The sequence below is a fragment of the Salsipaludibacter albus genome, from assembly GCF_019798055.1.
Classification (GTDB): Bacteria; Actinomycetota; Nitriliruptoria; order Nitriliruptorales; family Nitriliruptoraceae; genus Salsipaludibacter; species Salsipaludibacter albus.
Window position 1 is genome coordinate 20,507 of sequence record NZ_JAHOPH010000011.1, and the last position, 24,852, is coordinate 45,358.

Genomic DNA, 24,852 nt, shown 5'->3' on the forward strand with positions numbered 1-24,852 from the left:
TCCACGAAAGTTCCACACATGTCGATCTTCATCGATGAGCAGACCAAGGTGGTCGTGCAGGGCATCGGCTCGCAGGGCACCTTCCACGCGAAGCGCAACCTCGACTACGGCACCGCCGTCGTGGCCGGCACGCACCCGAAGAAGGGCGGGACGACCTGGGAGGAGCTGGACCTCCCCGTCTTCGCGACGGTGGAGGAGGCGATCGCCGAGACCGGTGCCAACACCTCGCTGGTGATGGTGCCCGCGCCGTTCACCAAGGACGCGATCCTGGAGGCACACGAGGCCGGGATCGACACGATCGTGGCCATCACCGAGGGCGTGCCGGTGCACGACATGACCGAGGTGTACGACACCGTCGTCCGTCGCGGTGGGACCCGGCTCATCGGCCCGAACTGTCCCGGGCTGATCTCGCCCGGCAAGGCCAACGTCGGCATCATCCCGGCGGACATCCCCTCGCCCGGCACGGTCGGGCTGGTCTCCCGCTCGGGGACGCTGACCTACCAGATCATGCACGAGCTGGCCCAGGCCGGCATCGGCATCTCCACGTGCGTGGGGATCGGTGGTGACCCCGTCATCGGCACCCAGTTCCTGGACGTGATCCAGGCGTTCGCCGAGGACCCCGACACCGACGCGATCGCGTTCGTCGGCGAGATCGGTGGCTCCGAGGAGCAGAAGGCCGGCGAGTGGATCCGGGACAACATCCCGGACACGCCCGTGGTCGGCTACATCGCCGGCTACGAGGCTCCTGCCGGCAAGCAGATGGGCCATGCGGGCGCGATCGTCAAGGAGGGCGGGCCCGGTGGCGAGTCGGCCGCCGAGAAGAAGGAGATCCTCGAGGGCATGGGCATCGCCGTCGCGCTCAACCCCTCCGAAGCGGCCCAGCTGATGATCGAGCGACTCGGCTAGGCACCTGGACCGGGCGCCTCGTCCGGGCGCTTCGTCCGGGCGCCTCGGCCACCCCCCGGCCACCCACCGCACCCCGATCGCCTCGCCGACCGCGCAGGCCAGCACGGCCCCGCGCGGGCGTCGCACGTCCCGGCCCCGGACGGCATGCCCGACGCCGAGGAGCGGAACGTCCGGGCAAGAAAGAACCCCCGGCACGAAGGCCGGGGGTTCTGAAACCGGGACGCGCGGGGAACGGCGTCAACCGGCAGACGGTGCCTTTGGGGGAAGGCAGAATCCGTCTTGTTTTGCACCTGCCGGAGGGGGAGCCGGCGTGTGTGGTGCTGGATGATCAGGGGCAGATCACCACTGGCACTGACTGTAGCAGACAGCACGACGGTTGCACCACCGTGTTAGCACGGTGGGACCGTCCGATCGGACGGCCTAACCACCTGTTTCCATGTGCACTCGTTGTCTTCCGCGACCCTCCCGTACGGCATTGGGCCCGGGTGCTGACGAATCCCCCGGGCGACGACCGCACGACGCCGGGGGAGCGTGCGCGATCGGCCCGTCGGGGACGGGTGCGACCGGCTCCGACGGCCCGTTGTCCTCGGCGGGCTGGCGGCGGTGGACCACCGACCGGCACACTGCGGACACGCGATCGTCCCGGACGGGCGGTCCGACGCGCAACCCCGGAGCCCCGATGCCTTCCAGCACCGCGACCGCCCGACTCGACGCCATTCGCGAGGCAGCCGGCGTGGTGCCACTCGAGACGGTGGAGATCGAGGCCCACGTCCGGCGCTTCGGCACGGCCTACCTCGACCAGGTCCGCCCGCGATCGGTCGTTCGTCACCTGCTGATGCTGCGGCGTCCACCGCGCCCCGGGGAGGTCGCGTCGCGCGTGACCCCGTTGCCGACGGACGACGACCGACGCCGGGAGCTCGACGTCGTGACCATCGACACCCCGGGTCTCCTGTCGCGGATCTGCGGTGTCGTGTCGCTGGCCGGTGGCCAGGTCGTGCGCGCCGACGCCCACACGACCGACGACGGCGTGGCCGTCGACACCGTGGAGGTGGAGTCGCCCCGGGGCGTGCTCACCAGCTGGTGGGCCGGCTTCGAGGGCGACCTCGTCGACGCCGTCGCGGGCCGGGTCGCGCTGCGGGCGAGGGTCGACGTGCAGGCCCGGGAGGTCGGTGGCCCGGCCGATCGCCGCGTGGACGTGTCGGTCGTGGCGGGTGACACCGGCGACGAGGTCCACGTGCGCACGGCGGACCGGCTCGGTCTGCTGTTCGCCATCACCGACGCGCTCGCCGAGCTGCGCCTGGACATCCGGGTCGCCCGCATCGAGACCCGGGGCGGGACCGCCGACGACCGGTTCGTGGTCCGCACGGCGGCCGGGGACGCACTCGAGCCCGAGCACGTGCGACAGGTCGAGCTGGGCGTGGCCTGGGCCGTGGCGCGGCTGGGCAGTGGCGACGACCCGCTGGACCGGTCGCCCTGAGCGGGGTCCGGGGCGGCCCCGAGGGCGGGCCAGCCGGGCGACGAGCTACATGACGCCGCCCTCGGCCATGCGGCGGTAGTCCAAGACCCGGTCGAGCAGCTCGGCGTCGACCCCGTCGGCGATCGCGGCCTCGCGCAACGTGGTGCCGTTCTTGTGGGCCTGCTTGGCGAGCGCGGCCGACCGCTCGTAGCCGATCTCGGGCACCAGGGCCGTCACCTGCATCAGGGACTGCTCGACCAGGCGCGGACCGGCATCCGTGGCCGTGGTCCCGTCCAGGCACTTGTCGACGAACAGGTCCGCCACGCGGCCGACCAACTCGAGTGACTCGATGACGTTGCGTGCCATCAGCGGGATCATCACGTTCAGCTCGAGCTCGCCCGACAGCCCACCCACCGTGACCGCGGCGTCGTTGCCGATCACCTGGGCGCCGACCTGGCGGACCGACTCGGGGATCACCGGGTTGACCTTGCCGGGCATGATGGACGAGCCCGGCTGGATCTCGGGCAGTTGCAGCTCGCCCAGGCCGGTGCGCGGCCCCGACGACAGCCAGCGCACGTCGTTGGCGATCTTGATCAGGCTGGTGGCGACCACCTTGAGGGCGCCGGACAGTTCGACCAGCGCGTCGCGCGAGCCCTGGGCCTCGAAGTGGTCCTCGGCCTCGCGGAAGTCGATCCCGGTGCGGTCCGAGATCAGCGCGATGACCTGCTCCGGGAAGCCGGGCGGGCAGTTCAGCCCGGTGCCGACCGCCGTGCCGCCCAGTGCCAGCTCGGTGATCGTCTCCAGGGCCCGCTCCACCCGCTGGTGGCCCAGCTCGACCTGGCGGGCGTAGCCGGCGAACTCCTGGCCAAGCGTGACGGGCGTGGCGTCCATCAGGTGCGTGCGGCCCGACTTCACGACGTCGGCGAAGTCCTCGGACCGGGCCCGCAGGCTCGCGGCCAGGCGGGCGAGCCCGGGCAGCGTGACGTCGGTCGCCGTCCGGGCGCACGCGATGTGCACGGCGGACGGGAACGAGTCGTTGGAGGACTGGGACGCGTTCACGTGGTCGTTGGGGTGGACGACGTCCGACGACAGGTCCTCGCCCAGCAGCTGCTTGGCGCGGTTGGCCAGGACCTCGTTGACGTTCATGTTGGTCGACGTGCCCGAGCCGGTCTGGAAGGTGTCCACCGGAAAGTGCTCGTCGAGCTCGCCCGCGATCACCTCGTCGGCCGCGCGTCGGATCGCGTCGGCGACGTCGGCGTCCACCACGCCGGACTCCTCGTTGGCGGTGGCCGCTGCCCACTTGATCATGGCCTGTGCGTGCACGACCGGGGCGGGCACCGGCTGGCCCGAGACCGGGAAGTTCTCCACGGCCCGCTGGGTCGACGCCCCCCACAGGGCGTCGGCGGGGATCTGCATCTCCCCCATGGTGTCGTGGGCCGTGCGGTACTCGGTCATCGGTGGTCTCCAGACAGGGCCGTGGGAGCACGCTCGCGTCGTCGACAACGTTCGGCTCGATGCCGGGTTGCCGTCGTCGAGCGGCCCGGTCGAGGGTAGTGCTCGTCGCCGCCCGGCAGCCTCCTACCATCGACGCGTGCCCGGGGACGACGACGTCCCCGACCCGTCCCGCACCGACACCGCCCCCGCCGCACTCGCTCGCACTCGTGTCGGCCGCCGGACACGCCCCCCGGACGTCGGGAGTCTCGTGGAACTGGTCACCGCCGCCGACGTCGACGAGGCTGCCGGCGTGCTCGACGGGGTCGTCGATCTGACGCCGCTCCAGGGCTCCCGGGCGCTCGCCGCCCACGTCGGCCAGCAGGTCCTGTTGAAGTGCGAGAACCTGCAGCGGACGGGATCGTTCAAGCTGCGCGGTGCCTACCACCGCATCCATCGGCTCGACGACGAGCAGCGGGCTCGTGGCGTCGTGTGTGCCTCGGCCGGCAACCACGCCCAGGGAGTCGCACTGGGGGCCAGCATGCAGGGGGTCGACGCGACCGTCTTCATGCCGGAGCAGGCGCCCCTGCCGAAGGTCGAGGCCACCCGTGGCTACGGCGCGACCGTCGTCGCCGAGGGCAACTCCTTCGACGAGGTCCTCGAACGCGCGATGGCCTTCACCGAGGAACAGGGTCGCGTGTTCGTCCACCCCTTCGACCATCCGGACATCATTGCCGGCCAGGGCACGCTCGGGCGCGAGCTGCTGGACCAGGACGCTCGGTTCACGACCGTGGTGGTGCCCATCGGCGGCGGTGGGCTGGTCTCCGGGGTCGCCGTGGCGATCAAGGCAGCACGTCCCGACGTGCGCATCGTCGGCGTCCAGGCCGCCGGCTGCGCCCCCGTGGCACCGTCCCTGGCCGCCGGTGAGCCGGTCCCGGCGCCCAGCGTCGACACCATCGCGGACGGGATCGCGGTCAAGCAGCCGGGCCGGCTCACCCTGGCCCACATCGATGCCCTGGTGGACGACGTGGTGACGGTCGACGACCAGGCGATCGCCCGGGCACTGACCCTCCTGCTGGAACGGGCCAAGCTGGTCTGTGAACCCTCCGGGGCCGTCGGGGTGGCCGCGCTGATCGAGGGACTGGTGGAGGTCGACGGTCCCGTCGTGGCGATCCTCTCCGGGGGCAACATCGACCCCATGATGCTCGACCACCTGGTGCGGTCCGGCCTGGCCGAGGAGGGACGCCACGTCACCCTGCACACCCGGATCGCGGATCGCCCGGGCGCGCTCGCGGCCTTCCTCGAGGTCCTGGCCGAGTTGCGGGCCAACGTCGTCGGCGTGGAGCACCAGCGGTTCGGTCGCCGACTGCGGATCGGGCAGGTCGACGTCGTGGTCGAGCTGGAGGCGCGTGGCGAGCCCCACATCGAGGAGCTGGTGAGCCAGTTGCGCGAGCGTGGCCACGTCGTCACGCGGGTGTGAATCGGTCATACCCTCGGCCTCGCCGTCCACCTCGTCGACCGGAGAGGGACCCGTGAGCGAACCGTCCCTGCCGCCGCCGTCCTGGCCCGCCGGCTCGTCACCACCCCCCGCGGGCCCGTCCGCCGAACCCGGTTCCACGCCGCCACCACCCGCGTCCGTGCCTCCGCCGCCGCCACCGGCCGCGGGCGCCGGGGCCGACTGGGCGGCGCCCGACACCGCCCCGCCCGGACCACCAGGTGGATCCTGGGACGATCCCGACCCCGGCCCGGAGCCACGGCGCAGCCGTGGGGGCCTGGTCGTCGCACTCGTCGCGGTCGTCCTGCTCGTGGTGGGTGGGCTGGCCGTGGCGCTGCTGGCCGGTGCCGGCGAGGACACGTCCACCACGGCCGCGCCGAGCGATCGGGCATCCGCGGACGACGCGCCGTCCGGTGACGCCGAGACCACGGAACCGGCGGCTCCGGCCGACGACGGCGACCTCGACCCGGCGGCGGCCACGGCCCACCGTGAGCTCTTCGCCGCGATCGACGCCTCCGAGCGCGAGATGATCGCGCTGTCCCAGTCGACCCCGGTCGCGACCAACGACCTCGACGAGCAGGAACTGGCCGCGTTCGAGGAGGAGGCCGCCGCGCACGTGGCCGAGCTGGAGCGCATCCGTGGCCAGCTCACCGACCTCGACACCGCCGGTGATCCGGACGTCGCCGCGATCCGCGATGCCTACGTCACCCATCTCCAGGACTGGATCGACTGGGGGACCGCGGTGGGATCCGACCCGACGCTGGTCGACCGTCCGGAGGCCGCGGGACCATACTTCGACGCGATCAACTTCTCGGCAGACGGCTTCGCGACCTCGGTCGAACGCAACCTCGATCGGGACGCCGCGCCGGACGACGTGGTCGACCTCGCGGACGAGATCCTCGAGCGGGGCTTCCAGGGCGACGACGGTGGGACGGAGATCTGACGTGTCGACCGACCCCACCGGGCCCGCGCGGGCGCCGGGCGGCGCGGTGCGGCACGCGTCGGCCCGCCCCCTGCTGGTCACCAACGACTTCCTGCCCGTCGTCGGGGGGATCCAGCAGTACACCGACAACGTGCTGGCCCGGCTGGACGACGCCGCGGCGTTCGCGCCCCACCATCCCGCGGCTGCCGAGCACGACCAGTCCGCGCCCTACCCGGTCCATCGCAGCTCCGATCCGCCCGACCGCCTCCGTGGTCCCGACGGCTGGATGCTGCCCACCGAGGCCGTGACGGCACAGGTGGCCGCCGCCGTCGTGGAGCACGGGGCGAACGTGCTGCTCTTCGCCGCGCCGTGGCCGCTCGTCCCGATCGCGGCCCGACTGGGCCTGCCCGCCGTGGTGATGACCCACGGGGCCGAGCTGGTCATGCCGGCGAACCTGCCCGGCGCGGCCGGCCTGTTGCGACGCCACTTGCGGTCAGCGGCGCTGCTGACCACCGTGTCCGCATGGACGGGGCGCCACCTGCGAGACCTCGTGGGCGCGGACGGACCGCCGATCCGCTTCCTGCGCACCGGCGTGCCCCTGGACACCTTCGCGCCGACCGTCGACGGCACCCGGGTCCGGGCACGCCACGGGCTCGGCGACGATCCGGTCGCCGTGTTCGTGGGGCGACACGTCGCCCGCAAGGGGATCGACGTCCTCGTCGAGCACTGGTCGCGGGTCCGCGAGCACGTGCCCCGTGCCCGGCTGCTGGTCACCGGCACGGGTGACCTGACCGATCGACTGATGGCCACCGCCGCGGCGCGGGACGACGACGCGATCGTGTTCGCGGGCCGGGTCCCGTGGGACGAGCTGCCCGCCCACCACGCCGCAGGCGACGTGTTCGTCCACCCCAACCGCACTCGCTGGGGCGGACTCGAGCAGGAGGGGTTCGGGGTGATCTTCCTCGAGGCGCAGGCGGTCGGCCGCCCGGTCGTGGCCGGGGACTCGGGCGGTTCGCCGGAGGCGCTGGTGCCGGGCGAGACGGGCCTGCTCGTCGACGGCACCGACCCCAGCGAGGTGGTCGCCGCCGTCGTGACCCTGTTGTCGGACCGCGAGCGTGCCCGCGCCATGGGCCGGGCCGGGCGCCGCTTCGTCGAGGAGCACTTCGACTGGGACCGGATCGTGGCCGGCTTCCGGGACGACCTCGACGCCGTCGTCGCCGGCACGCCGCCACCGTCGGCCCCCGCACTGGGAGGTGGCCCCGAGCCCGGGACCGACGGGCCGACGCCGCGGCGTCGCTAGGTTGCGCCCATGACTGCCGCTCCCGCCACGCCCCACGTCGTCCATGCCCGTGCGCCCCTGCGCATCTCGTTCGCCGGGGGCGGGACCGACGTGCCCCCCTACCCGCAGCAGGCCGGGGGCGCCGTGCTGTCGGCCACCATCGACTGGGCCGCCTATGCGTCGGTCCGGCGTGGCGACGACGGCGCGGTGCACCTGTCGTCGCCGGACCTGTCGACGGCGGCGGCGATCTCGGGGCGTCAGCAGCTCGCCCGGGTGGTGCTCGACGACCTGGGCGGACCCGACGGGGCCGAGGTGGTGCTGTCGTGTGACGCGCCGCCCGGGTCGGGGCTGGGCTCGTCGTCGTCGCTGATCGTGGCGATGGCCGCCGCGCTGGCGGACCTCCAGGGCACCCCCCTGGGTCCCTACGAGCTGGCGGACCGGGCCGTGCGCCTGGAGCGACGTGACCTCGGCGTCCCCGGGGGCCTGCAGGACCAGTACGCGGCGACCTTCGGCGGGTTCAACTTCATCGAGTTCACCGGCGACGGCGTGCTGGTGCATCCGTTGCGGCTGCGCTCGGACGTGCTCGCCGAGCTGCACGGCTCGCTGGTGCTGGTCCCGGCCCCGGTGACGTCCCGGCGATCGTCGGGGATCCTCACCCGCCAGATCGAGGCCACGCGGTCCCGGGAGGCCGACACGATGGCCCGCCTGGACCGCCTCAAGGGGCTGGCGATCGAGCTGCGGACCAAGCTGTTGCGGGGGGACCTGACCGGGTTCGCCGACGTGTTGCACGAGAACTGGCAGGCCAAGCGACAGCTCGCCCAGGGCATCACCAACGACGAGATCGACGACCTGTACGCAACTGCCCGGGACCTCGGCGCCCTGGGAGGCAAGCTCCTCGGGGCCGGCGGGGGCGGCTACCTGCTGCTGATGGTCCCGTTCGAGCGACGCGGCGGGTTCATCCGCGAGCTGCGTGACCGTGGCGCTCCACCGGTCAGCTTCTCGTTCACCGACGGCGGGGTGCGGACCTGGCGGGCCCGGTCGTGAGACGCTGGACTCCGAACGGGGCCGACCCCCGCCGTGCAGAGGTGCCCGAGCGCGGGCTCCTGCTCGATCGCGACGGGACGTTGACCGTCGAGGGTGGCTACCTCGACGATCCCGCCGACCTCGTGGCGGTCCCGGGTGGGCGCGAGGCCGTCGCGGCGGCGGCGGCCGAGGGCTGGCGGATCGCGGTGGTGACCAACCAGTCGGCGGTGGCGCGTGGGCTGGTCAGCCGGGAACGGCTGGACGAGCTGCACGCCCACCTCGCCGAGCTGTTCCCCGCGGTCGAGGCGATCTACGACTGTCCGCACCACCCCGACGACGGCTGCGACTGTCGCAAGCCCCGTCCCGGCATGCCCCGCGCGGCGATGGCGGACCTCGGGCTCGATCCGGCCCACACGACGATGGTCGGCGACCACCTGACCGACTGTGAGGCCGCCCGTGCGGCCGGGGCGGCCGGGATCCTGGTGTCGTCCGGCCACGGCGCCCGGCACGCGGCCGACGCCGAGGCCGCCGGCTTCCCCGTCGTCGCGGACCTCCCTGCCGCGATCGACCGCGTGCTCGCCGGCTGACGGCCAGCCCCGGGTGGCGACCGGATCGGTGACGCGACACACTGCGGGGACGATCGGTCCGGCCGAAGGTTCCCGTCTGTCCGGCTCCCCGTGACCGCTGCGGCGATCGTGGCCCCGCGATCCGTTCGCCCCAGCCGATCGACCTGCACCCGCCCCACCCACCACTGCCGACGGAGTCGTCGTGGAGTCGTTGTTCACCGCGCACGTGGCCACCCTGTCGGAGGCCCTCGCCGGCCTGGGCGAGCAGTCGGCCGAGATGGAGGCGGCGGCCGCGGCGATCGCGGACTCGCTGCACGGTGGCGGCAAGGTCCTCGCGGCGGGCAACGGTGGCTCGGCCGCCGAGGCCCAGCACTTCACCGCCGAGCTGCTCGGCCGGCTCCGGCCCGACCGTGACCGCGCGCCCCTGGCGGCCGTCGCACTCCACGCCGACACCTCCACGCTGACCGCAGCCGGCAACGACTACGGCTACGACGAGGTGTTCGCGCGGCAGGTCCGGGGGCTCGGCCGTGCCGGCGACGTCTTCCTCGGCCTGTCGACGTCTGCGACGTCGGCCAACGTGGTGCGGGCTGCCCGGGCCGCCCGCGAGCTCGGGATGGTCACGATCGCGCTGGTCGGTGCTCGCCAGGGCCCGTTGCACGACGTGAGCGACCACGTCCTGGCCGTCCCCAGCACCCAGATCGGCGCCATCCAGGAAGCCCACCTCGTGCTGGTGCACGTGCTGGTCGAGCGCGCCGAGGACCTCCTCTTCGGCCCCGACTGGTCGACCGACTGACCTGCCCGCGTCCCGAAGGCTCGTTGGCGTTCGGTCCGTGTCCTGTCCCTGCGCTCAGGTCTCGGGGCTGCGATGCAGATTGGCGTTCGTAGCGCCTGACTCGGCCGCGAACGCCAGGGGCCGAGCGTGGTGGTGGATGTGTGGCGTTGGTTGCCGGGTTGGTCGGCCGCGAACGCCAGGGGCCGAGCCTGGCGGTGGAAGTGTGGCGTTCGCAGCCGCATGACTCGGCCGCGAACGCCAGACCGTGAGCCTGGTGGTGGATGTGTGGCGTTTGTTGCCGGGTTGGTCGGCCGCGAACGCCAAGGGAGAGGGGTGGTCATGGAGTCGCTGGTCACTTGGGGAGGTCTCAGCCGTGCAGGTGACGGCGCTTCCGCTCGATCCGCCGCGCAACGTCGTCGGCGTCGGCATCGACCTCCCGGACGTCGAACCTCACCACCTCGATCCCGTCGTCCTCCAGGAGGCGATCCCGACGTCCGTCGCGATCACGCTGTTCGACGAGTAGGTGGTGTGGGCCGTCGACCTCCACGTCGAGGTGGACGTCGTCCCAGTACAGGTCGAGTTCGAAGGTCGCCCCGGACGACGTGGTGACCACGCGGTTGGCGTCCGGTCGTGGGAGACCTCGCGCGAGGCAGGCGTCCGCGAGCCGCTTCTCGGCCAGGGATCGGTGGCGGTCGGTCATCGAGTCCACCAGGTCGAGCACGACGTGGCGTCCGGTCAGTCCCTCGGCACGCTCGCACGCGGCACGCAAGTCGCTCACCGCCAGCCGCTCTCGGCCGAGGACGTGGACGACGAGGTCTTCCACCTGGGCCCGGCTCGCCGTGGTGGCGACGTCGAGCAGAGTCCAGACGAGCGCGGTCGTCGGAATGCCCTCCACCTCGACGACGTCGCCCTGTTCGAGGGCGTGGCTGGTGGACGTCTCGACCAATCGACTGCGGCAACGCCTCGACGTGCTCACCACGATTCGGGGTGCCCGGCCAAATCCCGGCAGGCCGTGGAGGTGGGCGGCACTGGGACCCCCGACCGCCACCACCGGCGGCTGCCGATCGATCGGGTCTTTGCGTCGCAGCTGGCGCTCGACTCGGCGTTGTGCCGCCATGGCTCGGAGTTTCCAGGTGTCGGGCGCACCGTTGATGGCGTAGACACCGGGGTGGAGCCGGAGCAGCACGCCGGTCCGGACGGCCCACGTGATGGCATGGCGGCTGATCTCGATGGCGAGGAGCTCCTCGCGGGTGACCACACCATGGCGGCGGGCAGCGAGGACTCCCATGGCGTGGCGCGTGGCGGGAGTGAGCATGCCCGAAGGATGCTGGCCCCGGACGCCCGGCAGTGCCGCCGATCCGACACTTGTGGACGACGGCCGACGGGAGGCGTTGGTGGCCGGGATGGTCGGCTGCGAACGCCAAGCAGGTGAGGCTTGGGGGCTGGTGGTCGTTGGTGGCCGGGACGATCGGCTGCGAACGCCCGTGGGCCGTGGTTGAACCGGGGGTCCCGGCGTTCGGGCTGGGATGGTCGGCTGCGAACGCCAAGCAGGTGAGGCTTGGGGGCATGGTGGTCGTTGGTGGCCGGGACGATCGGCTGCGAACGCCAACGACAGCCGCCGGCAGGGGTCAGGTGGGGTGCGCCAGTTCGGCGACCTGGACCAGGACGTCGGTCAGGGCGTAGTCCTTCGGGGTGAACACCGCCGCGACGCCGGCCTCGGCGAGGACGGCGGCGTCGGCGGGGGGGATGATGCCGCCGGCGACCACGGGCACGTCGTGGCCGGCCGCGCGCAGTCCCTCGACCACGGCCGGGACCAGCTCGAGGTGCGAGCCCGACAGGATCGACAGGCCGACCAGGTGGACGTCCTCGTCGACGGCAGCCCGCACGATCTGGTCGGGGGTCAGGCGGATTCCCTCGTAGACGACCTCCATGCCCAGGTCACGGGCCCGCAGGGCGACCTGCTCGGCACCGTTCGAGTGCCCGTCCAGACCCGGCTTGCCGACCAGGATCCGCAGACGACGGCCCAGCCGATCCTGCACGGCCCGGACGCGCTCGCGGGCGGCGGACAGGTCCGCACCACCACCGCCCGACGCCGCGGCATCGGTCACCCCGGTCGGTCCGCGGTACTCGCCGAACACCTCGCGCAGCGCCTGGGACCACTCGCCCGTCGTCACCCCCGCGCGAGCTGCCGCGATGGTCGCGGGAACGAGGTTGTCGGTGCCCTCGGCAGCCGCTCGCAGCGCCTCCAGTGCGCGGCGGACGGCGGCCTGGTCGCGGCCGGCCCGGTGAGCCTCGAGCCGGGCGACCTGCTCGGCCTCCGCGGCCGGGTCCACCGTCAGGATGGCCCCGGCCTCGTCGAGCAGGGGGCTGGGCTCGGCCGTGGTGTGGGTGTTCACGCCGACCACGGCCTGCTCGCCGGACTCGACCCGCCGCAGGCGCCGCGCGTTGGACGCGACCAGCTCGGCCTTCATGTGGTCCACGGCCGCGACCGCGCCACCCAGCCCCAGCACGTGGTCCAGCTCGTCCCGCGCGGCCGTGGTCAGCTCGTCGACCTTGGCCTCCATCACCGCCGACCCCGTGAACAGGTCCGGGTACTCCAGCAGGTCGGTCTCGGTCGCGAGCACCTGCTGCATCCGCAGCGACAGCTGCTGGTCCCACGGCCGCGGCAGCCCCAGTGCCTCGTTCCACGCCGGCAGTTGGACCGCACGTGCGCGCGCGTCCCGCGACAGGGTGACGCCGAGCATCTCCAGCAGGATCCGGGCGATGTTGTTCTCGGGCTGCTGCTCGGTCAGGCCCAGCGAGTTGACCTGGACGCCGTAGCGGAACCGGCGCGCCTTCGGGTCCTCGACCCCGTAGCGCTCCCGGGTCACCCAGTCCCACAGCTCGACGAAGGTGCGCATCTTGGCGACCTCCTCGACGAAGCGGATCCCGGCGTTGACGAAGAACGAGATCCGACCGACCACCGCGGGGAACGCCTCGGCCGGCACCTGGCCGGAGTCACCCACGGCGTCCAGGACCGCGATGGCGTTGGCCAGGGCGAAGGCGACCTCCTGGACCGGGGTCGCCCCGGCCTCCTGGAGGTGATAGGAGCAGATGTTGACCGGGTTCCACCTCGGCACGTGCTGCCAGGTGTGCACGATCGTGTCGGTGGTCAGGCGCAGCGACGGCTCGGGTGGGAACGCGTACGTCCCACGTGACAGGTACTCCTTGAGGATGTCGTTCTGGGTGGTGCCGCGCAGGACCGCCGGGTCCACCCCCTGCTCCTCCGCGACCGCCACGTACAGCGACAGCAGCCACATTGCGGTGGCGTTGATGGTCATGGAGGTGTTCATGTCGCCGAGCGGGATGTCGGCGAACAGGGTCCGCAGGTCGTCGATCGAGGTGACGGGGACGCCGACCTTGCCCACCTCGCCACGGGCGAGCGGGTGGTCGCTGTCGTAGCCGGTCTGGGTGGGCAGGTCGAAGGCCACGCTCAGCCCAGTCTGGCCCTTGGCGAGGTTGGCGCGGTACAGCGCGTTGGAGGCGGCCGCCGAGGAGTGGCCCGAGTAGGTCCGGATCAGCCACGGGCGATCGGGCGTGGGGAGCGTTGCCGGGGAGGGATCGGTCATGCCCAGGTCCTGTCCGGTCGGTGCGCCGCCGACGCCTGCACGATCGTCGACGGCGCCACGGCCCACCGTGACGGCGGGCCCGCGGTGTGCGGTCGCGGCTCCCGGGACGCAGGATAGGGTCGGGGCATTGCCCGTGGCCGTCCGGTCACGGATTGCCGGCGCGACCGTTCCCGTGGACCGAGCGCCATGAACGACATCGGAGGCAGCATGGGTCGCCACGTCCTGGTCTGGGACGCCCCCAACATCGACATGACCGTCGCCAACATCATCGACGGCAAGCCCACCTCGCGTGAGCGGCCGGACCTCGACGTGCTCGGCCGGTGGCTGGTGACCCGGGCGGGCGAGGACGAGGTCGAGGCCTGCGTCTTCGTCAACGTGGCCGAGCACGTGGCCGGCCCGATGCGCGGCTGGGTGCTGTGGTTGCTGGAGCAGGGCTTCCGCGTGTTCGCGCGGCCCAAGGTCGGGGACTCCGACGTCGACGACGACATGGTGGACCACCTGCTCTCGCGACAGCAGGAGGGCGTGCTGACGGCGGCCTACGTGGGCTCCAACGACGCGCGTTGCTTCGTCGACCCCCTGCTGGACCTGGTCGAGGACGGGGTCGACGTGACCGTGCTCGGGTTCGGCGAGTACGCCGGGGGGCTGTCCTCGGAGGACGCCTTCGAGTTCGTCGACCTCGAGGAGATCGACGGGCTGTTCGCCAGCCAACTGCCCCGGATCAACCTCGAGGTGCTCCCGGAGGAGGGCCGGTGGTTCGAGCCGACCGGTCGCCTGGGCGGGTGAGCCCCACCCCTGGTGCGCACGACGGCTGCCCGACGCGCTCCTCAGCCCCGCTGCAGCACCGCGAGGGCCTCGTCGGCGTGGGTCTCCATGTCGCTCTCGGAGCGGATCGCCTTGAGCACCGTGCGGTCGGTGTCGACGACGAAGGTGTGGCGCCGCGACCACAGCGGCCCCATGCGCTTGGTCCCGAAGATCTCCGAGACGGTGCCGTCCGGGTCCGCCAGCAGGGGATAGTCGAAGTCGTGCTCCTCGGCGAAGCTGCGCTGCACGTCGACCGGGTCGCGCGAGACGCCGACCCGGGTCGCGCCGACCGCGGCGAACTCGGCCGCGAGGTCGCGGAAGTGGCAGGCCTCGGCCGTGCAGCCACCGGTGAAGGCCTTGGGGTAGAAGAAGACCACCAGCGGGCCGTCCTCGAGGAGTTCCGCCAGGGTGACGGTCTCGCCGCGGTCGGTGGTGGCGGTGAAGTCGTCGACGATGTCGCCGGCATCCATGGGATCGGTCCGTGTGTGGGGGACGGGGGAGTCTGGGTGCGTGCGACCGAGCAGGGTACGACCATCGCCGGTTGCTGGTCGTGTCGCCGTCCGCCTGCCGGGCGTGGGCACGGCGTGGGTGGGTCCGGCCGAGGAGGTCGCGGATGGTCGCGCTGATGGTGTGGGGGACGTCGTCGTGGGCCGGCAAGAGCCTGGTCACGACGGCGCTGTGTCGTCACTTCGCCCGTCTCGGGGTGTCGGTCGCCCCGTTCAAGGGCCAGAACATGGCCAACAACGCCCGGGTGGTCGACGGCGGCGAGATCGGGTCCTCCCAGTACCTCCAGGCGCTGGCGGCGGGGGTCGTGCCGGACGTGCGGATGAACCCGGTCCTGCTCAAGCCCGAGGCCGGCACCAGCCAGGTCGTCGTGCTCGGGCAGGTGGACCGGGCCGTGTCGCGCCTGCCGTGGCGTGACCGGGCGGCCCACCTGCGACCCGTGGTCCTCGAGGCGCTGCACGACCTCCACGACCAGTACGACCTGGTGGTGATGGAGGGGGCCGGCAGCCCGGCCGAGATCAACCTCTCCCGCGACGACATCGTCAACCTCGCCCCGGCGTCCGCGGTCGACGCCGCGGCGATCCTCGTGACCGACATCGACCGTGGCGGGGCGTTCGCGTCGCTGGTCGGCACCCACGACCTGCTCGAGCCCGCGCACCGGCGTCGGCTGGTCGGCTTCGTCCTGAACAAGTTCCGGGGTGACGCCAGCCTGTTGCCCCCGGCGCCCGAGCTGGTCGAGGAGCGGACCGGGGTGCCCACCCTGGGGGTGCTGCCGATGCTGGACCACGCCCTCCCCGACGAGGACGGTGCCGACCCCCACCGACGGGGGACCGGGCCGGTCGTCGCGCTGGTCCGCTACCCGACGGCCTCCAACCTCGACGAGTACGCCGCCCTGGCGACCTGCACCGACCTGCGCCACGTGTTCCGCCCGGCTGACCTGCCCGCTGGGCCGGACCTGGTGATCCTGCCCGGCTCCAAGCACGTGTCGTCGGACCGCGACTGGCTGGAGGCATCGGGCGTGGGGGCCGCGGTGCGACGGGCCGCCGCCGACGGCGCACGGGTCGTCGGGGTCTGTGGGGGCCTGCAACTGCTCGGCACGAGCCTCGCCCCCGACGACGACCCCGGCCACGTCGGCCACGAACACGGTGGGGACGGGCTCGACCTGCTCCCGCTGGTGACCACGTTCGACGTCGTCAAGACGACCGTGGCGTCACGCGTGACGTTCGCCCCGGTCGACGGTCCCTTCGACGTCCTGTCGGGCATCGAGGTGGAGGGCTACGAGATCCGGGTCGGCCGCTCGCGGGCCACGTCGACCGGACCGGGCACCGCACCGGTCGGCACGCTGGTCGACGACCACCGCGGCTGGGCCCGCGGCAACGTCGCCGGGTGGTACCTGCACGGCATGTTCGAGGACCACCGGGTGCTCCGAGCACTGCTGGGCGTCCGGCCGATGACGACCCTCGAGGAGACCTTCGACGGGCTGGCCGATGCGCTGGTCGAGAACCTCGACCTTGCACCGCTCGAGCGCCTGCTGGACTGAGTGGCCCACGGCCGGGGGGTGGCTGCCCGCGGGATGCACTGCCCGCCGGGACACGGTGGGCCGGTCGGTGACCTACCGTCACGACGTGGCCCGGCGCGGGCCGCGTGGATGCGAGGAGTCGTCGTGGAGGATGGACAGGGGGGACTGGGGGTGTCCTCGGAGGTCGGCGTGCTGGAGGCCGTGCTGTTGCACCGTCCCGGCCTCGAGCTGCGGCGGCTCACGCCCGACAACAAGGACGAGCTGCTCTTCGACGAGCTGTTGTGGCTCGAGCACGCCCAGGGCGAGCACGACGCCTTCGCCCGGGTGCTCACCGACGCCGGGGTGGAGGTGTTGCTGGTCGAGGACCTCCTGGCCGAGGTCCTGGCCGACGACGAGGTCGCGACCCGGGTCATCGCCGAGCACGTCACCACCGACACGACCGGGCCGGTCGCCGTCGACGACCTGCGAGCCCACCTGGCAGGGATGGACCCCGCGATGCTGGCAGCCAGCCTCTACGGCGGCGTCGCGGTCGACGAGGTCGACGTGACACCCGGGTTGGTCACGGCGATGGCCCCACCCGGCGCGATGCTGCTCAACCCCCTGCCGAACGCCGTGTTCATGCGGGACTCGTCCGCGTGGATCGCCGACGGGGTCGCGCTGTCGCCGATGAACCGGGCCGTGCGCCGACGCGAGACCGCGCTGGTGCGCACGGTCGTGACCACCCACCCACGATTCGCCGCCGGGCGGATCTGGTTCGGCGCCGAGCACGACGAGCACCTCCAGGCCACCTTCGAGGGTGGCGACATCCTGGTGGTCGGCGAGCGGGCGCTGGCCGTCGGCATGTCGGAGCGCACGACCGCGCCGGGCATCGAGGCGCTCGCGCTCAACCTGTTCGAGGAGGACGTCGTCGACCGGATCCTGGTCGTCGACCTGCCCAAGGTCCGTGCGGCGATGCACCTCGACACGATCGTGACCCAGGTCGACGTCGACGCCTTCATCACCTACCCGTCGATGACCCGCGACATCACGTGTCACCAGCTCACCCCCCGCCGAGGCGCTGGTGGCCTGGACGGGATCCGTGTCGCCGACGCGTCCTCGATGGTGCGTGGACTGGAGTGGGCGAGTGGCGTGGGCCACATCCGCGCGATCGAGCCCGACCTCGGCTCGACCCGGGCCGCCCGTGAGCAGTGGAACGACGCCAACAACACCCTGGCCCTGGCCCCCGGACGGGTGATCGCCTACGAGCGCAACGTCGCGACCAACACCATCCTGGCCGACGCCGGGATCGAGGTCCTGACGATCCCGTCCTTCGAGCTGCCCCGTGGCCGTGGTGGACCCCGGTGCATGTCCTGCCCGCTGTCGCGCGCGCCACTGGACCGGTGACGGCGGGCTCGGCCGACCGCCCGGTCGCGGTGCTCGACGACGTCGGCGTGGTCCGCGGCGGGGTCGACCTGCTGGCCGGGATCGACCTGCAGGTCCATGCCCGACGTCCACTGGCCGTGCTGGGGCCCAACGGTGCGGGCAAGACCACCCTGCTGCGGATCCTGTCGACCTACCTGTTCCCGACCCGCGGCAGGGTGGAGGTCCTGGGCGCGGTGTTCGGGCGGACCGACCTGCGTGCCCTGCGCGCCCGGGTCGCGCTGGTGTCGGTGGCCATGACCCCGCTGCTGCCTGCCAGCCATGCGGCTGTGGAACTGGTGGCCGCGGCCCGCCACGGTGCCCTGCGGCCGGTCCCTGCGATCGACGACGAGGACCGCGAGCGGGCCCGGACGGCGCTGGGGGCGGTGGGCGCCGGCGGCCTGGCGGATCGTGCCGTCCGGACCCTGTCACAGGGGGAGTGGCAGCGGGTGCAGGTGGCCCGTGCGCTGGTGGCCGAACCGGAGCTGCTGCTGCTCGACGAGCCCTTCGCCGGGCTGGACCTCGGTGGACGCGAGCGACTGGTGGCCGACCTCGACCGCCTGCTGGCCTCCGCGGACGCCCCGGCCGTGGTGATGGTCAGCCATCACCTCGAGGAACTGCCCACGGCGGTCGCCGACGCGGTCCTGCTGCGGGGCGGCCGAGTCGTGGCCGCCGGTGCGGTCGACGACGCCGTGACCGACGAGACCGTCTCGGCGACCTTCGGGGTCCCGGTGGTCGTCAGCCGCCACGACGGTCGGCTCGCGGCACGGGTCCGCTCGGCCTGACCCGCGGCCGGGTCGCGCCCCGCACTCCGTGCCTCGGGTCGGCCGTGGCCGCCCCGCGACTCGGCCGGCCACCTACCCTGCGGGGGCCGGTCCACCTCCTGCCCCGACCCGGAGCACGCCATGCCCGAAGCCGTCATCGTCGCCGCCGCCCGCAGCCCCATCGGCCGGGCGTTCAAGGGATCCATGACCGGACTGCGGGCCGACGACCTCGCCGCGACCATCGTCCGGGCGGCGATGGACCAGGTGCCCGCGCTGGACCCGACCGAGGTCGACGACCTGCACCTGGGCGTCGGGCTGCCCGGTGGTGAGCAGGGCTTCAACATGGCCCGGGTGGTGTCCACGCTGCTGGGGTGGCAGTCGGTCCCCGGTGTCACCCTGACCCGCTACTGCTCGTCGTCCCTGCAGACCACCCGCATGGCGCTGCACGCCATCAGGGCCGGGGAGGGCGACGTGTTCGTGTCCGCCGGCGTCGAGATGGTGTCGCGCTTCACCAAGGGAAACTCGGACTCGCTGCCCGACACCATGAACCCGGCGTTCGACGACGCGCGCGCCCGGACCGACGCCGCCACCGAGGGCGGGGTCGACGACTGGGCGGACCCGGCCGAGCGCGGCGAACTGCCCGACGTCTACATCCCGATGGGCCAGACCGCCGAGAACGTCGCGCAACTCGAGGACGTCTCCCGCGCCGAGCAGGACGCCTTCGCGCTGGCCTCGCAGCAGCGCTACGAGCAGGCGTTCGAGGACGGCTTCTGGGCACAGGAGATCACCCCGATCCAGTTGCCCGACGGCTCGACCCTGTCGACCGACGACTCGCCCCGGTTCGGCACGACTGCCGAGGGGCTGGCCGGGCTCGACCCGGTGTTCCGGCCGGACGGGACGGTCACGGCCGGCAACGCCTGCCCGCTCAACGACGGCGCTGCCGCGCTCGTCGTGATGAGCGACACCAGGGCCGAGCAACTGGGGATCACCCCGCTGGCACGGATCGTGTCGACCGGCGTCGGCGCGCTGAGCCCCGAGATCATGGGGCTCGGCCCGGTCGATGCCTCCCGCCGTGCGCTGGACCTGGCCGGGATGACCATCGACGACATGGACATCGTCGAGATCAACGAGGCCTTCGCCGCCCAGGTGATCCCTTCGGCCCGCCACCTGGGGGTCGACCACGAGCGACTCAACCCGCACGGCGGGGCGATCGCGGTCGGCCACCCGTTCGGGATGACCGGGGCCCGGATCACGGGGACCCTGCTCAACGGCCTGCGCCACACCGACTCGACCTTCGGGCTGGAGACGATGTGCGTCGGCGGCGGGCAGGGCATGGCCATGGTCGTCGAACGACTGTCGTGACGACGAGCGCGGACGAGTCGCGGGAGGGGGCCCACCGGCCCGACCCGCCGGGATCGGACGTCGTCGACCTGGTGGCGTGGACGGGTCCGATCCCCGACGACCACCCGGACGCGAACTTCCTCGTCGACGTGGCGACCTGGTCGCTGGCCGACCCGATGGCGACCCTGCGACGGTTGTCCGACAGCGTGGGTGTCCCGGTCGGAGCGCTCGCGCGCTACGTGCTGGCCCGGTGGGTGACCGCGGGCAGCGACAGCCTGCTGGAGGTCGGTCCGACCGCCGTGGAGCGCATGCGCGCGGCCGTCGACCAGGCCGAGCGCGCCGACACGGACGCCGCACGGTTGGTCGCCTACCGGGCGATCGCCGAGCAGCTTGCCTGGCTCGGCCACGGCCTCGACGATCCCATCGGCACCTACCCCGAGGGTGGCGCCGACCCTGCCCCCTGACCCCCGCCGGCGACATCCCTGCACCTCGTCGACGTCCGGGTCGGGTGGATGGAGGTCGGGACGTGCAACGGGCACCCGCCGGATCGGCGGGTGCCCGTGGACGTTGCGGTCGTGCGTCGCGTCGGATGTTGTGAGCGCAGCGAGCAACTCCAATGCGCCCGGATGTTGGCTGCGCCGCAGCGCGTCGTCCGGGGCGGGCGCGCGCTAGCTGGCGGTGATGTCGGTGATCGTCACGTCGAAGGTGGCGGCCGGGGCCTCGACGGTCACGGTGTCGCCGACCTCGTGGTCGATGATCGCGGACCCCATCGGGGACTCGCTGGACAGGACCGGGTGCTGCTCGTGTTCGTCCTCGCGCGATCCCAGGAGGTAGGTCTCGGTGTCGCCCTCGACGTCGAGCGTCACCACCAGGCCCGGGCGGACCGTGTCGGTGTTGTCGGGCTGGCCGATCCGCGCGTCGCGCAGCAACTGCTCGAGCTGGCGGATCCGCGCCTCCATCTTCCCCTGCTCGTCCTTGGCCGCGTGGTACTCGGCGTTCTCGCGCAGGTCGCCATGGGCACGCGCCTCCTCGATCTCGGACGAGATCTGGTCGCGGCCCTCGCCCTTGAGCTGTTCGAGCTCGGCGAGCAGGCGGTCGTAGGCCTCTTGGCTGAGCCAGGTTTCGGCCATGGGGGTACTCCTCGTGGTTCTGCGGGTGGTGCGGATGATGGATCCGGGACGGTCGCGGTCGTCTCACGCCGGCGGTGACCTGCGGAGCGTGGTCGGACGGACCGGCGAGGGTGGGGCGGCCGGTGACGCGCGACCGCCTCCGTCACCGCGATCGCGCGGGACATGGGGGACGGTGCTCGCCGAACGGCCTGCGAGTCCCGGAATGCAGCACGCCCGACCGACGGGCCGGGCGTCATGACGTCGTACTGTACCGAACCGCTCGGCCGGCGCAAGCGCGGACCGAGCGGTCGAGGTGAGCCCGACGCGAGCCGGGCGGGGGCTCAGGCGGTCGTGTCGCGCCGGACGTCGTCCGGCAGTTCGCCGGAGGCCTTCTGGGCCAGTCGAGCCGCCTGGCGGCTCGCGGCCATGCGGGCGAGCCCGATGACGGCGCCGGTCAGCGCGCCCCACAGGACGGCTTCGCGCCAGTCGGTCTCGGGGTCGGCAGGGTTGCTCGGCGGCTCGTTGCCGGTCGCCCGCTGCCAGCCCGAGGTCAGGGCCTTGCGTGCCAGGATCGCGGCGACGACGGGCGCGCCGGTGCCGAGCACCTTCCAGGTCGTGGATGACATGTCAGTCCTTGGTCGAGTCCCCACGGTGCCGCCTCCGACGTGATCGTGCAACGTCCGGGCGGTGGTCGGATGGCACCCCGTCCCGTCGTCGGCCGCGGTGTAGGGTCGACGGCCGACCGGTCCACCGATGGAAGGACCCCCGGTGACCGACGCCCCGACGCCGTCCCGGGCGCGTTCCCTCCGGCCGCCCCTGCGGGTCGTGGTGGTGGACGACCACGACGTCGTCCGGGCCGGCCTGCGCGCCGGGTTGGGTGACCACCGGGTCGAGGTCGTCGCGGAGGCGGACGACGTGGCCTCGGCGGTCGACGTCGTGCGGTCGACCTCGCCGGAGGTGATGCTGCTGGACGTCCGGCTGCCCGGCGGGGGAGGTCCGGCGGTGCTGCGGGAGCTGGGCGAGGATGCGCCCCCGACCCTGGCCGTGTCCGCCTCCGACCAGCGCGACGACGTCGTGGCCACCGTCCGGGCCGGCGCGACCGGCTACCTGCTCAAGACCAGTTCGGTGGCCGACATCGCGGCCGCGGTGCACGCCGTGCACGAGGGCCGCCCGGTCTTCTCGCCCGAGCTCGCCGGTCACCTGCTCGACCTCGACAGCGGGGCCGCCGACGGGGTCGCGGACCCTGCCTGGGAGTCGCTGACCGACCGCGAGCGGGAGGTGCTGCGACTGCTGGCCCGGGGCCACCCGTACCGCCGCATCGCGGAGGACCTGGGCGTGGTGGCAAAGACCGTCGAGACCCATGTCCGCAACATCCTGCGCAAGCTGCAGGTCAGCAACCGGCACGAGGCGACGGTGTGGGCGATCGACCGCGGGTTCGACGCGTGACCCGCGGTCACGTTGGAGTTCCTCGCTCCGCTCGGAACGTCCAGCCCTCCTCCGGCGCCTGGCGGGGTCCGATCCGGCGTGTCCGGGTGATCCCTGAGGTGGGGGGCGGAGGGACAGGTCACGCTGGCGGAGCCAACGAAGGGCATCGCCGTGAACACCTCCACCGTCCCACCCGACGCCTCCACGGGCAGCGTCCCACCCGCGCCACGCCTGGCGACCACGTCCGGGCCCCGGAGCCCGGCCCAGCTGTGGGCGCTGCTGCGTGACCGGCTGCCGGAACTGCTCGCCACGACCGGGACCGCCCTGCTGGTCGCCGCCGTCACCGGGTTCGTGGTGTCCCAGTGGCGGGCGCTGGACAACGTCGGCCAGGCCGGCCTCCTGGTCGCGGGATCGGTGGTGCTGACGCTCCAGGGCCAGTGGGCGTCGTCGCGCGAGGGACGGCTGGTCCGTCGGCTCGTGCCGCTGTCGTGGGCGGCCGCCGTGGGACTGACCCTGGTGGCCGTGCAGTTGCTGGCCGAGTTGGGGCTGCCCGCGACACCACGGCTGGGCATCGCCCTGGCCGGGGTCGTCGCCATGGCCCACGCGGCGTGGGCATGGCGCCAGCGACCGGGCTCGATCCTCCTGCAGGTCGTGACGGTGGCCTGCGCGCTCTACGCGGTGGGCCCGCTCGGTGCCGCCCTGTCCGACACGTGGGGTGGCGTCGACGCCGTCGCGTGGCTGGCCGTCCCGGCCGAGGCCCTGTTCGGGATCACCGGTTCCGGGAGTGACGTGTTCGCGGTCGTCGCGATCGGCCACCTGGTCGTGGGCGTGGCGTGGCTGGCGGTGGGGCTGCAGCTCCCGGCGCCGGCCGCCGCGCGGACGGGGCGGATCGGCGGCTCGCTGGTGCTGGCCGTGGCGGCGTGCGAGCTCAACGCGATGTCGTCACCGATCGGCTCGAGCCTCGCCCTGCTGGTGGTCGTCGGTTTCCTGCTGGTCGGCCTGGCCCTGCGAGACGGGTTGCTGATCGGGTTCGGGTCGATGGCTGCACTGGTCACCGGGCTGCGGACGACGTGGTCGTTGTTCAGTGGCGAGACCGCGGTGACGGTGACGGTGGCGACCGCCGGCGTGGTGGCACTGCTCGCGGCGCTTCGCCTGGGCCGGGCCCGCGACGAGCACGACGACGCGCGCGAGCCCGACGACGCCCCGTCCGACGCCGCCCCCGCGAGCCCGGCCGGCCGCGGTCCCGGGGTCGCGTCCGGTGACGCCCCGTCGACCTCGGCCTGACCCGGCTGACGGGTGCTGGACGGGATGCGACACTCGTGACCATGGACACCCCCCAGCCCGAGCACGGACCGGATCCCGGGCCTGCCCGACCCCCGGTCGGACTGCAGGCCCGGTCGGCCGTGCGACTGCGGGCGGAGGCCATGCGGTTCCTGCGGCGGTTCGGCCTGGTGTCCGCGCTGTGGTCGGCACTCCTGGTGCTCGCCGCCCCGGTGATCGACCGGCCCGCACTGGTGTGGTCGGCGGTCGCCCTGCACGTCGCGTGGGCGCTCGTGGCCATGGTCGTCCGGGACGACCGGGCCTGGTGGGCCGGGTGGTTCGTGGTCGCCGTCACCCTCGAGGTCGTGGCGCCACTTGCCGGCACCCGTGGCTGGTCGATCACGGGCGGGGCGATCATCGTGGTCCTGGTCGGCGTGGCCCTGTCCGGTCGCCGGTCGTGGATCCTGGCCACGGTCGCCTCGCTCTCGGCGGTCGCCCTGGGGCGTTCCGTCCTCGCGACCGACTGGCCCCTGGCCAACGGCGTGGCGACGTGCCTGCTGTTCGCGTTCGGCGGGTTGGGCCTGGCCTGGCTCGTGGAACGGATCGTCGCCGTGGTGACCGAGCGCGACCGCCTCCAGGCACAGCTGCTGCAGGCCGAGACCGCCGCGGCACGGGCCACCGAACGGGCCGAGGCCGGGGCCCGCCTCCACGACACCGTGCTGCAGCACCTCGCCGCGGTCGTGCACGCACCCGACCTCGCGACCGCCCGTCGCCACGCCGGGAGAGCCTCCAACGACCTGCGCCAGTTCCTCCGTCGTGATGCCGAGGAGACGACCTCGCTGCGGACCCTGGTCCAGCAGGAGGTCACGGCAGCGGCCGACGGGGTGGAGGTGTCGGTGTCGGTCTCGGGGGACCGGGCGCCGGACGAACGCGACCGGTTGCTGGTGGCCGCCACCGTCGAGGCCGTGCGCAACGCCGTGCGGCACGGTTCCCCACCGGTGCGGGTGCTGGCCGAGCTGGGTCCACGCGACGCCGCCCGGGTGTGGGTCGCCGACCACGGCGCAGGCTTCGACCCGACCACGACGCCTGCCGACCGACTGGGCGTGCGCGACTCGATCCGGGGGCGGATGGCCCGCGCCGGTGGCAGCGCGACCCTGCTGGACCAGGCGGGCGACGCAGACCGCGGCACCGAGTGGGAGCTCGTCCTGCCGGCCACCGACCCGGGCAGTGACGGGGACGACGGACCGGGGGCTCGCCCGGCCGGCACCTAGAC

The 24,852-nt window shown here is 73.1% G+C and carries 23 protein-coding genes; 17 read left to right on the forward strand and 6 right to left on the reverse strand.

Going from position 1 to position 24,852, the window contains the following annotated elements:
• The first annotated feature begins 18 nt into the window (after positions 1–18).
• Together sucD and KR546_RS08580 are read left to right on the forward strand one after the other, a co-directional pair.
• Complete coding sequence (sucD, locus tag KR546_RS08575; protein ID WP_238444294.1) at positions 19–906, forward strand: succinate--CoA ligase subunit alpha; 888 nt, start codon at positions 19–21, stop codon at positions 904–906.
• Positions 907–1,585: 679 nt separating this feature from the next.
• Positions 1,586–2,383 (forward strand): hypothetical protein, encoded by a 798-nt coding sequence (locus tag KR546_RS08580; RefSeq protein WP_238444295.1) that lies wholly within the window; start codon positions 1,586–1,588, stop codon positions 2,381–2,383.
• A gap of 45 nt (positions 2,384–2,428) precedes the next feature.
• On the opposite strand, the gene KR546_RS08585 is transcribed toward KR546_RS08580, so the two are convergent.
• Complete coding sequence (locus tag KR546_RS08585; protein WP_238444296.1) at positions 2,429–3,817, reverse strand: class II fumarate hydratase; 1,389 nt, start codon at positions 3,815–3,817, stop codon at positions 2,429–2,431.
• A 247-nt stretch (positions 3,818–4,064) separates the two neighbouring features.
• Here KR546_RS08585 and ilvA point away from each other — a divergent pair, with 247 nt between their 5' ends.
• The 6 genes from ilvA to KR546_RS08615 all read left to right on the forward strand — a co-directional run bounded on the left by ilvA (position 4,065) and on the right by KR546_RS08615 (position 9,871).
• Positions 4,065–5,273, forward strand: coding sequence for a threonine ammonia-lyase (ilvA, locus tag KR546_RS08590; protein ID WP_238444297.1), 1,209 nt, complete (start codon positions 4,065–4,067; stop codon positions 5,271–5,273).
• A 52-nt stretch (positions 5,274–5,325) separates the two neighbouring features.
• On the forward strand, positions 5,326–6,231 hold the full coding sequence (locus KR546_RS19665; RefSeq protein WP_238444298.1) for a hypothetical protein: 906 nt from the start codon (positions 5,326–5,328) through the stop codon (positions 6,229–6,231).
• A 1-nt stretch (position 6,232) separates the two neighbouring features.
• Complete coding sequence (locus tag KR546_RS08600; RefSeq protein WP_238444299.1) at positions 6,233–7,510, forward strand: glycosyltransferase family 4 protein; 1,278 nt, start codon at positions 6,233–6,235, stop codon at positions 7,508–7,510.
• 9 nt (positions 7,511–7,519) lie between these two features.
• The gene (locus KR546_RS08605) at positions 7,520–8,533 is read left to right on the forward strand and encodes a GHMP family kinase ATP-binding protein (RefSeq protein WP_238444300.1); all 1,014 of its coding nucleotides are present in this window, start codon (positions 7,520–7,522) and stop codon (positions 8,531–8,533) included.
• A gap of 41 nt (positions 8,534–8,574) precedes the next feature.
• Positions 8,575–9,099, forward strand: coding sequence for a D-glycero-alpha-D-manno-heptose-1,7-bisphosphate 7-phosphatase (locus KR546_RS08610; RefSeq protein ID WP_238444301.1), 525 nt, complete (start codon positions 8,575–8,577; stop codon positions 9,097–9,099).
• Between the two features lie 181 nt (positions 9,100–9,280).
• Positions 9,281–9,871 (forward strand): D-sedoheptulose-7-phosphate isomerase, encoded by a 591-nt coding sequence (locus KR546_RS08615; RefSeq protein WP_238444302.1) that lies wholly within the window; start codon positions 9,281–9,283, stop codon positions 9,869–9,871.
• Between the two features lie 346 nt (positions 9,872–10,217).
• On the opposite strand, the gene KR546_RS08620 is transcribed toward KR546_RS08615, so the two are convergent.
• Together KR546_RS08620 and KR546_RS08625 are read right to left on the reverse strand one after the other, a co-directional pair.
• Positions 10,218–11,165 carry a type IV toxin-antitoxin system AbiEi family antitoxin domain-containing protein gene (locus tag KR546_RS08620; RefSeq protein WP_238444303.1) on the reverse strand — a complete coding sequence of 316 codons (948 nt, stop codon included), beginning with the start codon at positions 11,163–11,165 and terminating at the stop codon, positions 10,218–10,220.
• Between the two features lie 313 nt (positions 11,166–11,478).
• Positions 11,479–13,458, reverse strand: coding sequence for a protein meaA (locus KR546_RS08625; RefSeq protein WP_238444304.1), 1,980 nt, complete (start codon positions 13,456–13,458; stop codon positions 11,479–11,481).
• A gap of 186 nt (positions 13,459–13,644) precedes the next feature.
• Between KR546_RS08625 and KR546_RS08630 the strand changes: the two genes are divergently transcribed.
• Entirely contained in the window at positions 13,645–14,241 is a 597-nt protein-coding gene (locus KR546_RS08630) for an NYN domain-containing protein (protein WP_238444305.1), read from the forward strand.
• A 41-nt stretch (positions 14,242–14,282) separates the two neighbouring features.
• On the opposite strand, the gene KR546_RS08635 is transcribed toward KR546_RS08630, so the two are convergent.
• Positions 14,283–14,729, reverse strand: coding sequence for a peroxiredoxin (locus KR546_RS08635; RefSeq protein WP_238444306.1), 447 nt, complete (start codon positions 14,727–14,729; stop codon positions 14,283–14,285).
• Between the two features lie 143 nt (positions 14,730–14,872).
• Between KR546_RS08635 and KR546_RS08640 the strand changes: the two genes are divergently transcribed.
• The 5 genes from KR546_RS08640 (at position 14,873) to KR546_RS08660 (ending at position 20,249) form a co-directional block, all read left to right on the forward strand.
• On the forward strand, positions 14,873–16,303 hold the full coding sequence (locus tag KR546_RS08640) for a cobyric acid synthase (protein ID WP_238444307.1): 1,431 nt from the start codon (positions 14,873–14,875) through the stop codon (positions 16,301–16,303).
• A 123-nt stretch (positions 16,304–16,426) separates the two neighbouring features.
• Positions 16,427–17,665 carry an arginine deiminase gene (locus KR546_RS08645; RefSeq protein ID WP_238444308.1) on the forward strand — a complete coding sequence of 413 codons (1,239 nt, stop codon included), beginning with the start codon at positions 16,427–16,429 and terminating at the stop codon, positions 17,663–17,665.
• Positions 17,662–18,465 (forward strand): ABC transporter ATP-binding protein, encoded by an 804-nt coding sequence (locus tag KR546_RS08650; RefSeq protein ID WP_238444309.1) that lies wholly within the window; start codon positions 17,662–17,664, stop codon positions 18,463–18,465. The genes KR546_RS08645 and KR546_RS08650 overlap by 4 nt, the downstream gene beginning before the upstream one ends.
• A 120-nt stretch (positions 18,466–18,585) precedes the next feature.
• Entirely contained in the window at positions 18,586–19,806 is a 1,221-nt protein-coding gene (locus KR546_RS08655; protein ID WP_238444310.1) for an acetyl-CoA C-acetyltransferase, read from the forward strand.
• A complete protein-coding gene (locus tag KR546_RS08660; RefSeq protein WP_238444311.1) occupies positions 19,803–20,249 on the forward strand; it encodes a DUF6027 family protein in 447 nt (148 codons plus the stop codon). The genes KR546_RS08655 and KR546_RS08660 overlap by 4 nt, the downstream gene beginning before the upstream one ends.
• A gap of 204 nt (positions 20,250–20,453) precedes the next feature.
• On the opposite strand, the gene KR546_RS08665 is transcribed toward KR546_RS08660, so the two are convergent.
• On the reverse strand, positions 20,454–20,915 hold the full coding sequence (locus KR546_RS08665) for a GreA/GreB family elongation factor (protein ID WP_238444312.1): 462 nt from the start codon (positions 20,913–20,915) through the stop codon (positions 20,454–20,456).
• A 320-nt stretch (positions 20,916–21,235) separates the two neighbouring features.
• Positions 21,236–21,520, reverse strand: coding sequence for a DUF4235 domain-containing protein (locus KR546_RS08670; protein ID WP_238444313.1), 285 nt, complete (start codon positions 21,518–21,520; stop codon positions 21,236–21,238).
• Positions 21,521–21,662: 142 nt separating this feature from the next.
• Here KR546_RS08670 and KR546_RS08675 point away from each other — a divergent pair, with 142 nt between their 5' ends.
• From KR546_RS08675 to KR546_RS08685, 3 genes are all read left to right on the forward strand, one after another.
• Entirely contained in the window at positions 21,663–22,340 is a 678-nt protein-coding gene (locus KR546_RS08675; RefSeq protein WP_238444314.1) for a response regulator, read from the forward strand.
• 150 nt (positions 22,341–22,490) lie between these two features.
• A complete protein-coding gene (locus KR546_RS08680; RefSeq protein ID WP_238444315.1) occupies positions 22,491–23,603 on the forward strand; it encodes a hypothetical protein in 1,113 nt (370 codons plus the stop codon).
• Between the two features lie 35 nt (positions 23,604–23,638).
• Complete coding sequence (locus KR546_RS08685) at positions 23,639–24,850, forward strand: sensor histidine kinase (protein ID WP_238444316.1); 1,212 nt, start codon at positions 23,639–23,641, stop codon at positions 24,848–24,850.
• Positions 24,851–24,852 lie beyond the last annotated feature (2 nt).

What these genes read in the sequence shown, in the direction of transcription:
- sucD (WP_238444294.1), top strand. Translation starts at nt 19, where the DNA reads ATGTCGATCTTCATCGATGAGCAGACCAAGGTGGTCGTGCAGGGCATC.
- KR546_RS08580 (WP_238444295.1), top strand. Translation starts at nt 1,586, where the DNA reads ATGCCTTCCAGCACCGCGACCGCCCGACTCGACGCCATTCGCGAGGCA.
- KR546_RS08585 (WP_238444296.1), bottom strand. Translation starts at nt 3,817, where the DNA reads ATGACCGAGTACCGCACGGCCCACGACACCATGGGGGAGATGCAGATC.
- KR546_RS08605 (WP_238444300.1), top strand. Translation starts at nt 7,520, where the DNA reads ATGACTGCCGCTCCCGCCACGCCCCACGTCGTCCATGCCCGTGCGCCC.
- KR546_RS08620 (WP_238444303.1), bottom strand. Translation starts at nt 11,165, where the DNA reads ATGCTCACTCCCGCCACGCGCCACGCCATGGGAGTCCTCGCTGCCCGC.
- KR546_RS08625 (WP_238444304.1), bottom strand. Translation starts at nt 13,458, where the DNA reads ATGACCGATCCCTCCCCGGCAACGCTCCCCACGCCCGATCGCCCGTGG.
- KR546_RS08630 (WP_238444305.1), top strand. Translation starts at nt 13,645, where the DNA reads ATGAACGACATCGGAGGCAGCATGGGTCGCCACGTCCTGGTCTGGGAC.
- KR546_RS08635 (WP_238444306.1), bottom strand. Translation starts at nt 14,729, where the DNA reads ATGGATGCCGGCGACATCGTCGACGACTTCACCGCCACCACCGACCGC.
- KR546_RS08640 (WP_238444307.1), top strand. Translation starts at nt 14,873, where the DNA reads ATGGTCGCGCTGATGGTGTGGGGGACGTCGTCGTGGGCCGGCAAGAGC.
- KR546_RS08655 (WP_238444310.1), top strand. Translation starts at nt 18,586, where the DNA reads ATGCCCGAAGCCGTCATCGTCGCCGCCGCCCGCAGCCCCATCGGCCGG.
- KR546_RS08665 (WP_238444312.1), bottom strand. Translation starts at nt 20,915, where the DNA reads ATGGCCGAAACCTGGCTCAGCCAAGAGGCCTACGACCGCCTGCTCGCC.
- KR546_RS08670 (WP_238444313.1), bottom strand. Translation starts at nt 21,520, where the DNA reads ATGTCATCCACGACCTGGAAGGTGCTCGGCACCGGCGCGCCCGTCGTC.